The sequence below is a fragment of the Agrobacterium larrymoorei genome, assembly GCF_005145045.1.
In the GTDB taxonomy this organism is placed as follows: domain Bacteria; phylum Pseudomonadota; class Alphaproteobacteria; order Rhizobiales; family Rhizobiaceae; genus Agrobacterium; species Agrobacterium larrymoorei.
Genome location: NZ_CP039692.1, coordinates 484,709 through 499,204, shown reverse-complemented (window position 1 = coordinate 499,204; position 14,496 = coordinate 484,709). Strand labels below are relative to the sequence as shown.

The following is a 14,496-nucleotide window of genomic DNA, read 5'->3' as shown; positions in this document are numbered from 1 at the left end:
AAAGCTTTGCGCGACGAAGCGTTATCTAGCGGCATAAATTAATCCACTGAATTAATAGATTGGGTGGATAATGATCTCGAACATCACGCGCCGTCGCGCTCTCAAACTGGGCGCTGTCGGCGTCGCTCTGTCTTCGCCGTTTATTTCGACGAGTGCGTTTTCGCAGACGCCGGATTATCCTGCCGAGCTTCGGCTGGACTGGGGCTACTATTCCTCCCACACGCTTTTGATTAAAAACAAGGGATGGCTGGAAGACGCATTCAAGGATGTGGGAACGAAGATTTCCTGGGTGCAATCGCGCGGAAGCAACAATTCGCTTGAGTTCCTGAAGGTGGGCTCTACCGATTTTGCCGGGTCCGCTGCGCTCTCCGCATTTCTTTCGCGAGCAAATGGCGTTCCACTGAAAGTTGTTTACGTAGCCAGTTGGGGTGGCTCGTCCATCATTCAGGTCAAGGCAGATTCTCCTTTGAAGTCTGTTGCTGATTTGAAAGGCAAGACGATTGCGGTGACGAAAGGAACAGCGCCATACTTTACGCTGGTTCGTGCTCTGGCCAAAAGCGATCTGACGATCAACGACCTCAAAGTCGTCAACCTGCAGCACCCGGAAGGCTTTACGGCGCTTCAGCAGGGGCAGGTGGATGCCTGGGTCGGTATCGATCCACAGACCGCACAGGCCGAAATTGCTGGTAATCGCGCAATCTTCAGTGATCCGAGCTGGCGTGAGGGCAGTGTGTTCAGCGTCTCGGAAGCATTTCTCGAAAAGCATCCGAAAGCTGTCGAGCGCCTGCTCGGCGTCTGGGTGCAGACGCAGAAATGGATACGCGAAAACAACGATGAGTTCGTCTCATTCGTCACCGCGCAGGCGGGCGGCGACGCCGAGGTCACCCGCCGCACGATTGCGCGGCGCAGCTGGACGGACCCCGTTCCTGGCGAGGAGCTGCTGGCCTCCATCAAAACCGCTACTCCGCTTCTCGGACCGGAGGTGTTGCGCCCGGGCGTGAATGTCGATGACGTTCTCTCCCAACTCATCGATCCGGCGCCCGCCAAAAGGGCTGTGGGGGCATGACGCTTTCCAGCGAAGAGGTTCGGCATAATGGCCGTTCGAGGAGGGAGGACGCCAGCGTCCCAAGCGTGGTTTCCGGTTTTGGACGAAAGCTGCTGTCGATCGATCTGCGTGGCGCCATCGTACCGGTTGGTGCTCTGTTGATGCTGGAAATCTTTGTTCGTCTAGGGTGGGTCAGCCCTTATGTGCTGCCCCCGCCATCCGATCTCTACAGCACATTCCTCTATCTGGCTGAGGGACCGCTCTGGACGAATATCGCAGCCAGCAGCTTGCGGGTGTTCTTCGGCTTCGTGGCCGGTTCGCTGCTTGCCATCATCGTCGGGTCGATCGTTGGTCTGTGGTACTCGGCTGAGCGCTATCTCGAGCCTAGCTTTCAGGCGTTGCGGGCCGTACCAAGCCTTGCCTGGGTGCCGCTTTTGATGATCTGGTTCGGGATAGGCGAAACATCCAAGATCGTGCTGATTGCCAAAAGCGCTTTCTTTCCGGTGTATCTAAGCCTCTTCTCCGGCATTCGAAATGTTGATCGCAAATTGGTCGAGGTGGGGGAGATGTACGGCCAATCCCTACCCACGCTCGTCTTGCGCATCCTCATTCCAGCCTCGCTGCCGCATCTCTTTACGGGGCTGCGTTACGGCTTGTCGCTCGCCTGGCTGAGTGTCGTTGCGGCTGAGCTACTGGCAGCATCGGAAGGCATCGGTTACATGCTTTCGGACGGACGAGAGCTGTCGAGACCAGATCTCGTCCTGATCGCGATCATCTGTCTGGCCGTGCTTGGCAAGATTTCCGATAGCGCCTTCAAACTTATTGAAGATCGCTGCCTGTCCTGGCGGGACACATATTCCACCTCGATTGGAGGGAAAGCCGCATGAGCCTTCTCGACATAGACGTGCGCGAAAAATCCTTCGGGAATACCGTCGTATTGAATGATATTCATCTTCAGCTTGAAGATGGCAAAGCAGCCGTGTTGCTTGGGCCCAGTGGCTGCGGCAAGAGTACGCTTCTGCGCATAGCCGCCGGGCTTGACCAGCGCTTTGCCGGGGAGGTCTCGGTCAACGTGGAGCGGCATCACGGCAAATCGTCGTTCCCGCCCGTCGCGTTTGTGTTTCAGGAGCCGCGGTTGATGCCCTGGCTGACGGTGGCTCAGAACATCGGCTACGCAGATGGTCGCGGCTTCGATGTTACCAAGGTCAACAGGCTGATCGAAGATGTGGGCTTGGATGGGCATGCGGCCACCTTGCCGAAGGCGCTTTCCGGAGGGATGGCTCAGCGCGTTGCGATTGCGCGCGCGCTTTACACGGAACCCCGAATATTGCTGCTGGATGAACCATTCAGCGCAGTGGATGCGTTCACACGCATGAAGCTGCAGGACCTGATCCTCAAGCTCGTGGAACAGCGCGGCATATCGTTTCTACTGGTCACCCACGACATTGACGAAGCGCTTTATCTCGGTGACAGGATTTACATGATGGGCGCCAGAAATGGCGGTATCCAGAAAGATATCGACGTCGATGTTGCCCGCCCGAGAGACCGCCGCGCTTTGCGCTTGGCAGAGTTAAAAAGTGAAGTTCTGACTGCCCTTCAGGTCGCGCATGTTATTTGAGGATATCGGATTCGGAATAAAAACTCAAAGAGCAGGCGGAATAGGAGCGCCAAATTGCGCTCTCCGATTAACGCTCCGTCTCCACTTCGAAGGTCCCAGCCTACGAACGGTTGTTACCAAGTTCGCATAGCGTCAGCTACTCGAAAAAGAGCGCTCAGCGTCTGTATGATGTCTCGGCTCGTGTTTGGTCTTCGTTTTGAAGGCGGATACCGCTGTGTCTTCAAAGGAAGAACCGGTTTGCGGGGCGGGGAAGGCCAAGATGATCGCGCAAAGTCGACCCCTCATAGTCCTTGCGGAACAGACCGCGCCGCTGCAGTTCTGGAACCAGCTTCTCCGTGACGTCGTCCAGCCCTTGCGGCAGGAAGGGGAAGACGCAGGTGAAGCCATCTGAGGCCTCTTCATTCAGCCAGGTTTCCATATCGTCTGCGATGGTTTCGGGCGTGCCGATAAAGGCAAGACCAGCATAGCCGCCATAGCGCTGGGCGAGTTGACGCACTGTCAGTTTTTCCTGCTCGGCCAGTCGCAGCACCTGCGCCCTTCCACTCTTGCTGGCGTTTGTTTCCGGGATGTCTGGCAGGGGCGCACCAGGATCGAAGCCGGAGGCATCATGGCCAAGCGCAATGGAAAGTGAGGCGATGGCGCTATCGTAGTGCACGAGGCTATCCAGCTTTGCGCGCTTGGCCCTGGCATCCTCTGGTGTATCACCGATCACGATCATCGCTGCAGGCAGGATCTTCAGATGTGCGGGATCGCGACCCACCGGTGCCATGCGTCCCTTGATATCGGCATACAGCGTTTTCGCCGTGTCAAGATCGCGCGGGGCGGCAAAAACGACTTCGGCAGTTTCGGCTGCCAGTTGCTTGCCGGGTTCTGATTGTCCTGCCTGCACGATGACTGGCCAGCCTTGGATCGGACGGGCAATATTCAGCGGCCCGCGAACACTGAAATCCTCGCCCTTATGGTCCAGCACATGCATCTTGTCCGGATTGAAGAAGATTCCGCTTTCCTGATCGCGAATGAATGCATCGTCTGCAAAGCTGTCCCACAGCCCTGTCACCACATCGAAGAATTCGCGCGCCCGCTTGTAGCGTTCGCCATGCTCAAGGTGCCCGTCGAGCCCGAAGTTGCGGGCGGCATCAGGGTTTGACGTCGTGACGATGTTCCAGGCGGCCCGTCCGCCGCTTATATGATCGAGGGAGGCAAAACGGCGCGCTACATGATAAGGCTCGTCAAAAGTGGTGGAAGCTGTCGCGGCGAGACCGATTCTGTCGGTGACTGCGGCAAGAGCTGACAGAAGGGTGAAGGGCTCGAAAGACGTCACCGTGTGACTGCGTCTCAGCGCCTCGACCGGCATGTTGAGGACGGCCAAGTGATCCGCCATGAAGAAGGCGTCGAACTTTGCCTGTTCCAGTTTCTGGGCGAATGATTTCAGATGACTAAAATTGAAGTTGGCATCCGCATAGGCGCCCGGATAGCGCCAAGCGCCGGTGTGAAGGCTGACGGGGCGCATGAAGGCGGTGAGATGAAGCGACTTGGGCATGGGAATTTCCCGTTAAACGAAAACTGGCCGCCGACAGAGTGCGACGATGGCCGGACATTCCATATCGAAACGGACGGACTTTCTTGCAAGGGAAAAGCCGCCATCAATTTTTGGTCTGTGCGGTCCTCAGCGTAATCAGGCCCAATAACTAAGGGTATAGCCCCCGAGTGGTTGCTGCCCTCTACTCGACCTGACCGACACCTGACTATCGACGCTGCGTTGCTCTCCCTTGTTACAGTAGCTTGTAGCCATAGGTTTTCCGGCGACGCATAAGTGATATTTTCCGGCCATCCGCATTGCGCTGCACTTGGTCGTTCCGGTTGTGCTGCTTTTATTCGACAGGGTAAGGCAGACCATAGCGATCTCTTACTGTACCGGGACTGTATTCACGTGGATAGACGCCTCGATCCTGCAAAATCGGCACGACCTGATCTACGAATTCGATAATGTCATCCGGCGCTCTTGGAGGCTGAAGGGTGTAGCCATCTACGGTACCGTCCTGCCATAGATCGATAATGCCATCTGCCACCTCTTCGGGGGTGCCGAGTAGCAGGCGGTGATGTCCCTCGGAGCGTCGCACGACTTGGCGTGCCGTCAGCCGCTCATGGGTCAGGAGATCGGACAGGCCAAGTCCCATGCCGACTGCCCACTGGCGGTTCTGGTCCGGTATGAATTGTTCCGCATTCAACACAGCATCCGGATCGAAGCGGTCGGGATCAAGGCCGTTTTCTTTAATGAAGCGGGCGAGAAGTCCGTCTTCAGAACCGGCACCGCTGAAGAGCTCGTGTTTTCTCAATGCCTCTTCACGGGTTTTGCCCAGAATGACGACGAGGCCCGGAACGATGCGGATGCCGGATGGATCGCGACCGAAGGCGACGGCGCGGTCCCGCACTTTCTTGCCAAAAGCCTGCCCGGCGGGCCGGGATAGAATGTTACAATAGATTATTTCGCCATGGCGGGCGGCAAGATCGATGCCGCCTTCAGATGCACCTGCCTGAGCTATGACGGGATGACCCTGCGGTCCGCGCGGCACATTGAGGGGGCCTTTGACGGTGAAGAAGTCTCCTTCGTGCTCAATCGCTTGCGCGCTCGCCGCATCCCAGAAACGGCCCTCGGGGACGTCTTGTTCTCGGCGCTCATCCCAGCTGGACCACAGTTTTTTGGCCACATCCAGAAACTCCGTGGCCTTCGCGTAACGCTCACTGCGCGGCGGCAGTGGCGCGTTGCCGAAATTGGCCGCGACATTCGGATTGAAGGAAGACACGACGTTGATGATCAGGCGGCCGCCCGAGACGATATCGATGGATTGCGTCCGCCTCGCCAGATTGTAAGGGGAATTGTATGTTGACGAGATTGTCGCAACGAAACCGATGTCTGGCACTTGAGCCGCAAGGGATGTGGACAGGATGAGCGGATCGATGGTGTGAAAGGGCCGGCTGAGCGGATCGGTCAGAAGTGCTGGATGATCCGACAGAAACACCGCATCGAACCGACCCTTATGGGCGATTTCCGTGAGGCGGCGATAATAATCGATATCGTTGATATCGTGGCGCGTGCCGGTGCGATATTTCCAGGCGTTGGGAAGATAACCGGTTGTGTTGATACCGACGTTCAGGTTCAGCCGGCGTTTTGGTTTGCTCATGCGTGTGTTTTTTCTTTGTCAGGTTGAACTGCTATTCCGACACCGCCATTGGCGGGCGGAGCGACACCGTTGACGGCGAAATCGCCGACGATCCGGTCGTGGTAGATGCGCGGATTGTGGGAGGTAATGGTGCGTGCGTTGCGCCAGTGGCGATCAAGCCCGTGGCTGCGTTTGGCGGCAGAGGCACCAAGTGCGTCAAAAAGCGTGGTTGAGGCTTCGAGTATCAGTTTGCTGACAACCGTCACGGATTGGCTGACCTCGATTTCGGCGTTGCGGTTGGTGAAGGCGATCTGCTCTTCGTCGCCAGAAAGATTGGCATCATAGGCCGCTTGCAACGCCTCCGCTGCCTTCAGCACGATCGCGCCTGCGGTATAGGCTGCACCCCGAACCTCACCGACGACCTGAAGGATTTGCGGGTCGTCCGCAAAGCGCCCGGCATTGCTGCGCTGGTAAACACGCTTGCGGTCCGCCACCAGACGCGCCAGATCAGAAGCCGCAGCGCGGCCTATGCCGGCAAGCGATGCCAGATGAACCAGCTGGAAAAATCCGCCGGAGTAACTGAACCGAAGCGCGCTGGGTTTGATCAGCTCATCTGCGATAGCGACATCGGTAAAGCGGGCCGTGCCGCTTGCCGTCAGTGCCTGCCCGAAACCATCCCAATCGTTGACGATGTCAACACCGGGTGCCCGCGTCGGCACAAGCGCACCGATTGGCTGGCCATCTCCATCCACAGCACCCAGCGTGATCCAGTCGGCGTAAAGCGAGCCGGTAGTGTAGTATTTTTCGCCATTCAGGCGCCAGCCACTTCCGTCACGGATCAGCTGTGTCGAATAGGTCCCAAGCCGCGTGTCACCGAGTTCTGAAAAGCCGCTGCCGATGGTGTCTCCTTCTCCGAGCCGGCCAAGCCAGATGTCACGCCATGCACTTAAGGGGGCGTTGAGCAGGTCTTCGGTAAAGCCGAAATGGCTGCGGTAGGCATTGGTAAGATTGGGATCGGCTTCAGCCAATTCGATGATCAGGCCGAAAAGTTCAGGCAGGGTCAAACCGAGACCACCGTGCTGTTCCGGCAGGCGCAATTTGGAGAAGCCAGCTGCTTTCAATGCTTCATACGCGTCGAAGCGAAGTTGCCTGTCGAGATCGCGCGTCACCGTATCGGTGGCAATCTGCGCGAAAGTCAGACGGACCCGGTTTGCGATTGCATCATAGCGTTTGCTGGGTGGAGATCCCCAGGCGTGCAGGGTGTCGGTCATTCTTTGAATCCTTTGCGCGGAGGCATCCGGGCAATGTCCATGATGGTAGCAGCCGGGATTCCGGCTGCGAGTTAAAAATCCTTGGTCCGTCAGAAAGAAAAACTTGCTCAGACTGTAAGGGATTTCTTTGCTCAGGCCGCGGCCTGAGCACTCTGCTCGAAATCATGGAGGTGAAGCGCAATTTCGAAGCCGCGGCGTTTCAGCCAGTGCGCAACGACGCGTGCACGGGCTCCCAGGAGGTCATCAACGAGAATGACCCGTGCCCCACGCACAGCAATCGTGCGATAGGCAACGCCAAGCAGTTGGCCGCCTTCCGATGAAATCGAGCCAGGCAGATGCGACTCCGCGAACTCATCTGGGGTGCGAACGTCGAGGAAATAGGTTGTTCGCGCGTCATCCGCCAACCATCTCTCGACGGTGGCATGATCGATGAAGGTGAGGTCATCCTTGGCCGAGAAGGTTTCCAGGCGAGCCTGTGCAAATCGCTTTGCTGCCGAAGTTGCAGGCGGGTAGATGCCTGACCGGCCCGTCTCCAGTTCAAAGCCATCGTCTGTCCAGCCGCGCGTTCCATCGTGCAGGTAGCTGACGCTGTTTTCTATGCCTGCATCGATCAAGGTCTGTGCGCCGAGGATCGCGCGTGGAAGCCCTGCGCAGGACACGACGATCTTTGTTTCTGCGGATGGAACAAGGTCTGCAAAACGCAGCAGCAGTTCCGCGCCCGGTACGTTGATAGCGCCGGGAACATGCGCCTTCTCATATTCAGGCGTGGTGCGGGTGTCGATAACAACAACGTTCTCTTCAGCGTCCTTCCACGCCTTGAGTTCGCGGGCGAAGATAACGGGCGTGTTCTTTTCCGCGCGCACCTTCTGAACAAAAGGCACGCCGGGAATGTCGAAAGTTGGGAGGTTTTCCGAACCGCCTTCGATCCACGCAGGTATTCCGCCGTCAAGAAAATGGATGTTACTCCACCCCTTGGCTTTCAGCCGGTCAGCCGCGTGATGGCCAATGTCTGTGCCATCATCCACCAGCACTGTGCGGACGGATCGGCGCGGAACGAAGCGATCAAGCTCGGTATCCAGCCTGTCTGCGGGCAGGTTGGTCGCAAACAGTGGCGAGGCATAGCCGACGACATCCGTGGGCCGTATATCGATCACGGCAAGCTCCTGGTCGTCTTCCAGCCAATTGATGAGCGTGTTTTTACTGATGGATTGTTCTGACATGCTGATCTCCTTGGTAAATGGTCAGGAATTCGGATCGAGCCAAAGGTCACCAAAGCTCCAGTTGAGCCCCTGCGCGCCTGTGACGTAATTCTTCACCTTCTTGTGGGCGACGATCTGGTTGCCAGCGGCCACGAGATCCACCGAGGCAACATCGTCGTGTATGAGATGCTGGAACTCGCTCCATATCTCTTTCCGCTTCGCCTCATCCGGCTCGATGGCAGCTGCCTCGAGCAGGGCGTCGGCTAGCGGGTTCGCATAGTGAGCGGCGTTGGAAAAGGGCAGGCCGAGTTTGAAGTTTTTGCTCCAATAGGCGCGCTGTATGCCAAGCGAAGGGTCGAAAGTGTTGGAGAGAGATTCAACCACCAGATCGAAGGCGCGGTCCGTATAAACGGTCTTGAGATAGGTCGGCAGATCGTATTTGCGGATTTCGACCGCGACGCCGATCTTTTCGAGCTGGTTGCGAATGACATCCGCGTAACCTGGCGTCAGATAGGAGTTGTAGGTCAGTCGCACGTTGAAACGTTTGCCATCCGCCTTGCGTGGATAGCCCGCTCTATCCAGAAGCTTTTCGGCTTCTTTCGGATCATGCGGATAAGCCGTGACCGTAGGATCGTACCATTTGGGCAGCGCAGTGCTGACGGGGCTTGGCGAAATCTGACCATAACCGAACAGTGCCACATTGACGATTTCTTCAAGATTGATCGCCTTGGCAATGGCAAGACGTACATCCTTCTTGGCGAAGATTTCGTTGTCGTAATTGAAGAACAGCTGCTGCTGCGGCCCCGCATAAGCATAGGTCGTCGTATCCAGCACCAGATCAGGATTTTGCTTCAGTCGTTCCAGATCGGCCAGCGGCACCGGGTTGTCGCCGATATCAACCTCGCCGGTTTCCAGCGCCACCGCGCGCGCAGCCGGGTCGGTGATGATGCGTAGCACGATGCGGTCGAGATAGGGTTTGCCAGGATCCCAGTAATCCGGGTTGCGCTCTAAGATGAGGTGGCTGCCCGGTGTCCATTCCGTTAGCCGGAACGGGCCGGTGCCGATGGCGGTCTTGAGTGTCTGTCCATCGCCGGGCTTTAGCGTTTCGAAAATATGTTTCGGCACGATGGGTGATTCAGAACTTGATTGCGCAGCAATCAGGAACGGTGCCGGTTTGGACAGCACGATAATGGCGGTCAGCGGGTCGGGCGTCTCGACGGCGGTTACATTCTGGTAAGTGATACGACCGCGCGGGTGAGCCTCCTTGAGCCGGAAAATTGAAAAGGCAACGTCGTCCGAAGTGAAAGCCTTCCCGTCATGCCATTTGACATTCGGACGCAATTTGAACGTATAGCGAAGATGGTCATCAGAAACCGACCACTCTGTTGCCAGAAGCGGTTGTGGCGTGAGGTCGAAATCGAAAGTCAGCAGTCCTTCAACGATTTTCGGGCCAATGGCCTGCCCTGTTCCCGAAGAGGTGTTGATGGCAAAGAGCGCATTGCCCGGATCGACCCGATACAGAAGATTGAGCGTGCCGCCGGACACCGGACGCCGGGTGACATCCGCTGCAAAGACAGAGCCTGGTAGTGCAGTGCCTGCGGTTGCCAGAAGTAATAACTGGTTGAATTTACGACGTCCTATAGCCATTGCACTGTCCCCATTTCCTGAGAAAACTTTGTGACGAAGGGCTCCAGCATGTCGGCAGAAACGGTATTCCGTAAGAATAATTTTTTTCGGAACTGTGCAAGAAATCATGTCTTGGGAAATAGAATTCCAACCATTCGCGCTGGAGCGTAAAAGCATGCCGTGGGATTTGGCAGGCTTAGTCGCGCGTTGCGGGCTTGTGCGTGAAGACAGAACGGTTGAAATCGAACACTGCAGCGTTCCCGGTCTAAGGCCGGAAATGTTCTTCCAACGCGAGTATGTCGATTGGCAAAGCTTTTCTCGGCTGTCTGTATTTAGAAGCATATGAATTATAAGACCGTCGCCTAGTCGCTGGCTTCAGGCGCGCTTCCAATGTCTTTTGATCGCCCAAGGGGTTTTCCATGACGATACATTCTTCCTCCATCACTGACGGCGAGGTGCCACATCAGCGCCTTGCCGCGCGCTATGGCGTGGATCAGGATTTCGCGCTGCCGTTCTGGAACAGCACCATCGATGCTTTGCTGAACCACCGCACCGCGCGCGCCTATCTGCAGAAACCATTGCCCAAGGGTACACTGGAACTTCTGGTGGCAGCCGCCCAGTCCGCGCCGACCTCATCCAATCTTCAAGCGTGGAGCGTCGTTGCAGTACAGGATAAGGACCGAAAAGCACGGCTTGCTGGCTATACCGGCGGCAACGCGCATATTCTGGCTGCACCGCTTTTCCTTGTCTGGCTTATCGATCTGAAGCGCCTCAGAACCGTTGCCCAGCAACATGGCAATGAGGGAGAGGGGCTGGATTATCTGGAAAGCTTCTTGATCGGTGCCATCGATGCGGCTCTTGCTGCCCAGAATGCCGTGGCGGCAATCGACAGCCTCGGTCTCGGCTCATGCTACGTGGGTGGTGTGCGCAACCAGCCAAACGATGTTGCCCGTGAACTGCAATTGCCGCCTGAAACCATCGCGGTCTTTGGCCTTACCGTCGGATATCCCGATCCAAACGTCATTACCGACGTGAAGCCACGTCTGCCACAATCGTCAGTCCTGTTTCATGAGACATATGCTGGAACGCCCGAGACGGATCTGGGTGCCTATGACGATGTGCTGAAAGCATTTCAGGTCAAACAAAAGCTGCCACAGGCGGGTTGGACGGCGCCGATTTCAAAGCGCGTCGAGAATGCAGCGGCCCTGAAGGGCAGGGCAGAGTTGACGAAAACTTTGCGGACACTCGGCTTCCCGATCAAGTAGTGGTTGACTGCACGGTGTGCGCAAGCACCGTGCAACCCGCTTTTGGAAAAGCGATCTCACCGATACCATGATAAATAGTATATAATATCTATAGATTATATCTATATCCTTTTAGCCTGTCTGATACAGGTCGTATTTAAGGATGATAGCCATGGCAGACGCAGCTCGTCGAAAGGTAACGCAACCAGACACCGTGTGGTATGCCCGCTGCCCGGCTCCCACACCTTTATCGATTGCTGCACAGCTCGGGTGGATCGAAGGCAGCTTTGCGGCTCATGGCATCGGCGTTACTTCCATTCGTGATGCGACCGATCCGGCCATTCGCCAAAGCCATTTCGATCATCGGCTGGATTGGTCCTTCCGCCAAGGTGGGAATATCCCGCCGATCTGGACGCGCTCGAAAGGTCGCCAGACGCGGCTCATCGGTCTGACGCGGACGGATGAGTTTCAGGCAGTTATCGCCTTGCCGGAAAGTAGCGTTACCAGAGGCGCGGATCTGAAGGGTCGGCGAATAGGCTTACCGAAACGACCCAACGAAATCATCGATTTTCAGTGCGCAACATCGCTGAAAGGTATCGTGTCGGCTCTGACGATTTCCGGCCTTTCGTCGGACGATGTGGAACTAGTGGATATCGGCGCGTCTGAGCCAGTTCTGCTCAATCCCACAGACCAAAGGCTTCAAGGCCTCAAACGTCGTTTTCCTTACGGTGAAGAAATCGCGGCTCTGCACCGTGGCGAAATCGATGCCTTCTTCGTCAAGGGTGCTGAAGGCGTAACGGTTGCCAACCTGATCGGCGCGCAGGTCGTCGTCTCCACTGGATTTCATCCAGACCCGAAAATCCGTATTAATAATGGCACGCCAAGGCCACTGACTGTCGATGCGACCTTTGCCGACGAGCGCCCCGATCTGGTTGCCGAATTGGTGTCGGTCGTTCAGCGGGTGTCCCAATGGGCAAATGAAAATCCTGAAGATGCGGTTCGCTTCATCGCTCGCGAAATCGGGGTGAGCGAAGATGCCGTTCTGGCTGCCAACGGCCCAGGCGTGCATCGCCAACTTGTACTTGATCTCGATCCTGCCGAAGTGGATGCCATCAGCCACTTCAAGGACTTTCTTCTCGAATGGAAGTTCATTCCCGCCGATTTTAATGTTCAAGACTGGCTCGACCCGCGCCCGCTGGCCGCGTCTCCTCGTCAGCTCGTCAAGTGAGGGCTGTGATAATGGCGGTTGACGTTTTGGTAACGGGCGCGACGGGCAAGCTGGGAAAGCTTGTCGTGCCAAGGCTTATTGATGCGGGTAAAACGGTACGGGTGCTGACCCGGCGCCCGCAAGAGGCGACTGATCTTTGGGGAGACAGGGTCGAGGTCGCACGGGGAGATTTTGCTGACCCTGCCACTGTAAAAGAAGCAGCTCGAAACGCTCAGAAACTTTTCCTGCTTTCGCCGATCAGCGAGACGCTGGCTGCACATCAAATCGCCGCCATTGATGCCGCGAAAGCCGCAGGCGTCACTCGCATCGTCAAGATATCCGGCTCTGACTGGACCCTGCAAAATACCGACCGCTCAATAGCCGGTGGGGCCCATGCGGCGGTAGAGGCCCATCTTGCCGCCAGCGGTATTGCGCATGCCATCCTGCGACCTAATGCCTGGATGCAGGTGTCTCTTGCTCCTGTCATCGCGGCTGCCAGTAAAGGCGAGGATTTGCCAAGCAGGTACGGGAACGCTGCCGTATCCTACATTGATGCGCAGGATATCGCCGATGTCGCAATTCAGGCGTTGCTCGATGACTTGATCTCGTCCGTCCCATTGGTTCTCACGGGTGGTGAAGCACTGACTTCACTTGAGGTGGCACGTATCGCAGCCCGAATATTCCAGCGACCGATTGGCATATCAGATGCTTCATCCGCTGCTTTGCCACCACATCTCGATGCATTCGAACAACGTGCAATCGGCGAGTTCATCGAATTGATCGGTGCCGGGCTGGCTGCACCGGTAACGCAGTCGGTATCGCGCATCACCGGAAAGCCGCCACGCACCGTGGAGGATTTTTTGCGCAGCCATCTGGGTTCCATCCAAACCCAAACACACAGTTCCAAGGGAGAACAGACATGGCACTGACTGCGCCGATCACCGGAGACCTGGAGCTTAAAGGGCCGTTGGACTTTACGGACAGTCCACTCAGCCGTGCTGCACGACAGCCTTTGATGCTGGGATTGTTTCTCAATCTTCAGGACATCAATTTCTCAAGCCTGCCGACCAGCAACAGCTGGACCTTTGACTATAATGTCGAACTGGTGAAGCGAGCGGAGGAATTGGGGTTCGAGCTGGCTTTCAGCCGTACCCAATGGCTGCCGAAGGGTGGTTATGACGGGGATTCCTCACTCGACAGCTTTGTTGCCCTGGGTGCGATGGCAGCGGTGACGAAAAGCATTTTGCTGATTTCGACCATCCATGTTCTCTATGGTCCGCTCCATCCGCTGCATCTGGCCAAATACGGCGCAACGCTCGATCACATCGCCAAGGGGCGATGGGGCATCAACATCGTCACCGGTCATCGCGCCATCGAGCATGAAATGTTCGGCTGGCAGCGCATCGAACACGACAAGCGCTATGACATGGCAAGCGAGCTTTTCGACGTGTTGCATCGGCTTTGGGGAGAAACCGAGAATTTCTCTCATGAGGGAAAACTCAATCCATGGGCCATCAGCAACGGGTGGATCACACCGAAGCCTGTCTTCGGCCGACCGAACCTCGTCACGGCCACCGGGTCTCCGGCAGGCATCGATTTTGCGGCGCGCCATTCTGATCTGGTGTTCGTCACATCGCCCGGCGGTGCGCATATCGACAGCGCCCTGGAGACGCTTCCCGACCACATAGCGACCATCAAGAACCGGGCAAAGTCCTATGGCCGGCAGGTGAAGACGATCATCAATCCGATCATCGTCAGCCGCGATACGGAAGCCGAGGCCACTGCCTATGCCGACGCCATCGAGGCTGGCAAGCCGCAGCCGGGCGGTGCGCGTGCATTCGCCGCCAACAATTATGAAAGCGATGCCCATGCCTGGCGCGGACGCGGCGACCCTCGTCACAAGCAGGGGCGCAATCTCGGCGGCAACATCGAGATCATCGGTTCGCCGGAACAGGTGGTCGAGCAGCTCGTCGCGCTGAAGGATGTCGGCATCGATGGTGTGCAGCTTAATTTCTACGATTTCCGAGAAGATTTGGAATATTTCGGTGACCGTGTCCTGCCGCTCATGAAGGAGGCAGGGCTGAGGCTCTGATGCTTCTTCGATCTCCCTGATCCTGCATCATCA

General features: G+C 56.8%; 12 protein-coding genes. 7 read left to right on the top strand and 5 right to left on the bottom strand.

What is annotated here, in order from left to right:
• The first annotated feature begins 70 nt into the window (after positions 1-70).
• From CFBP5473_RS16585 to CFBP5473_RS16575, 3 genes are read left to right on the top strand one after another with little or no spacing between them, the layout of a single operon-like run.
• On the top strand, positions 71-1,066 hold the full coding sequence (locus tag CFBP5473_RS16585) for an aliphatic sulfonate ABC transporter substrate-binding protein (RefSeq protein ID WP_027675919.1): 996 nt from the start codon (positions 71-73) through the stop codon (positions 1,064-1,066).
• On the top strand, positions 1,063-1,932 hold the full coding sequence (locus tag CFBP5473_RS16580) for an ABC transporter permease (protein ID WP_027675918.1): 870 nt from the start codon (positions 1,063-1,065) through the stop codon (positions 1,930-1,932). Before CFBP5473_RS16585 ends, CFBP5473_RS16580 begins: the two co-directional genes overlap by 4 nt.
• Positions 1,929-2,663, top strand: coding sequence for an ABC transporter ATP-binding protein (locus CFBP5473_RS16575; protein WP_027675917.1), 735 nt, complete (start codon positions 1,929-1,931; stop codon positions 2,661-2,663). Before CFBP5473_RS16580 ends, CFBP5473_RS16575 begins: the two co-directional genes overlap by 4 nt.
• Positions 2,664-2,883: 220 nt before the next feature.
• Here CFBP5473_RS16575 and CFBP5473_RS16570 read toward each other — a convergent pair whose 3' ends face one another.
• The 5 genes from CFBP5473_RS16570 to CFBP5473_RS16550 form a co-directional block, all read right to left on the bottom strand.
• The gene (locus tag CFBP5473_RS16570) at positions 2,884-4,203 is read right to left on the bottom strand and encodes an LLM class flavin-dependent oxidoreductase (protein WP_027675916.1); all 1,320 of its coding nucleotides are present in this window, start codon (positions 4,201-4,203) and stop codon (positions 2,884-2,886) included.
• Positions 4,204-4,534: 331 nt separating this feature from the next.
• Positions 4,535-5,845, bottom strand: coding sequence for an NtaA/DmoA family FMN-dependent monooxygenase (locus CFBP5473_RS16565; RefSeq protein ID WP_027675915.1), 1,311 nt, complete (start codon positions 5,843-5,845; stop codon positions 4,535-4,537).
• Entirely contained in the window at positions 5,842-7,095 is a 1,254-nt protein-coding gene (locus CFBP5473_RS16560; RefSeq protein ID WP_027675914.1) for an acyl-CoA dehydrogenase family protein, read from the bottom strand. The genes CFBP5473_RS16565 and CFBP5473_RS16560 overlap by 4 nt, the downstream gene beginning before the upstream one ends.
• Positions 7,096-7,226: 131 nt before the next feature.
• Positions 7,227-8,315 (bottom strand): rhodanese-like domain-containing protein, encoded by a 1,089-nt coding sequence (locus tag CFBP5473_RS16555; protein ID WP_027675913.1) that lies wholly within the window; start codon positions 8,313-8,315, stop codon positions 7,227-7,229.
• 21 nt (positions 8,316-8,336) lie between these two features.
• Complete coding sequence (locus tag CFBP5473_RS16550) at positions 8,337-9,941, bottom strand: ABC transporter substrate-binding protein (protein ID WP_027675912.1); 1,605 nt, start codon at positions 9,939-9,941, stop codon at positions 8,337-8,339.
• Positions 9,942-10,339: 398 nt separating this feature from the next.
• Between CFBP5473_RS16550 and CFBP5473_RS16545 the strand changes: the two genes are divergently transcribed.
• From CFBP5473_RS16545 to CFBP5473_RS16530, 4 genes are all read left to right on the top strand, one after another.
• Positions 10,340-11,185, top strand: coding sequence for an NADPH-dependent oxidoreductase (locus CFBP5473_RS16545; RefSeq protein WP_027675911.1), 846 nt, complete (start codon positions 10,340-10,342; stop codon positions 11,183-11,185).
• Between the two features lie 151 nt (positions 11,186-11,336).
• Positions 11,337-12,392 carry an ABC transporter substrate-binding protein gene (locus CFBP5473_RS16540; RefSeq protein WP_027675910.1) on the top strand — a complete coding sequence of 352 codons (1,056 nt, stop codon included), beginning with the start codon at positions 11,337-11,339 and terminating at the stop codon, positions 12,390-12,392.
• Positions 12,393-12,403: 11 nt separating this feature from the next.
• Positions 12,404-13,300, top strand: coding sequence for an NAD(P)H-binding protein (locus CFBP5473_RS16535; protein ID WP_027675909.1), 897 nt, complete (start codon positions 12,404-12,406; stop codon positions 13,298-13,300).
• Positions 13,291-14,463, top strand: coding sequence for an LLM class flavin-dependent oxidoreductase (locus CFBP5473_RS16530; RefSeq protein ID WP_027675908.1), 1,173 nt, complete (start codon positions 13,291-13,293; stop codon positions 14,461-14,463). Before CFBP5473_RS16535 ends, CFBP5473_RS16530 begins: the two co-directional genes overlap by 10 nt.
• The last annotated feature ends 33 nt before the right edge of the window (positions 14,464-14,496 follow it).

Bases quoted from the DNA above. Each gene is read 5' to 3' on its own strand.
- CFBP5473_RS16550 (WP_027675912.1), bottom strand. From the start codon at position 9,941: ATGGCTATAGGACGTCGTAAATTCAACCAGTTATTACTTCTGGCAACC.
- CFBP5473_RS16565 (WP_027675915.1), bottom strand. From the start codon at position 5,845: ATGAGCAAACCAAAACGCCGGCTGAACCTGAACGTCGGTATCAACACA.
- CFBP5473_RS16575 (WP_027675917.1), top strand. From the start codon at position 1,929: ATGAGCCTTCTCGACATAGACGTGCGCGAAAAATCCTTCGGGAATACC.
- CFBP5473_RS16540 (WP_027675910.1), top strand. From the start codon at position 11,337: ATGGCAGACGCAGCTCGTCGAAAGGTAACGCAACCAGACACCGTGTGG.
- CFBP5473_RS16530 (WP_027675908.1), top strand. From the start codon at position 13,291: ATGGCACTGACTGCGCCGATCACCGGAGACCTGGAGCTTAAAGGGCCG.
- CFBP5473_RS16580 (WP_027675918.1), top strand. From the start codon at position 1,063: ATGACGCTTTCCAGCGAAGAGGTTCGGCATAATGGCCGTTCGAGGAGG.
- CFBP5473_RS16560 (WP_027675914.1), bottom strand. From the start codon at position 7,095: ATGACCGACACCCTGCACGCCTGGGGATCTCCACCCAGCAAACGCTAT.
- CFBP5473_RS16535 (WP_027675909.1), top strand. From the start codon at position 12,404: ATGGCGGTTGACGTTTTGGTAACGGGCGCGACGGGCAAGCTGGGAAAG.
- CFBP5473_RS16585 (WP_027675919.1), top strand. From the start codon at position 71: ATGATCTCGAACATCACGCGCCGTCGCGCTCTCAAACTGGGCGCTGTC.
- CFBP5473_RS16555 (WP_027675913.1), bottom strand. From the start codon at position 8,315: ATGTCAGAACAATCCATCAGTAAAAACACGCTCATCAATTGGCTGGAA.
- CFBP5473_RS16570 (WP_027675916.1), bottom strand. From the start codon at position 4,203: ATGCCCAAGTCGCTTCATCTCACCGCCTTCATGCGCCCCGTCAGCCTT.
- CFBP5473_RS16545 (WP_027675911.1), top strand. From the start codon at position 10,340: ATGACGATACATTCTTCCTCCATCACTGACGGCGAGGTGCCACATCAG.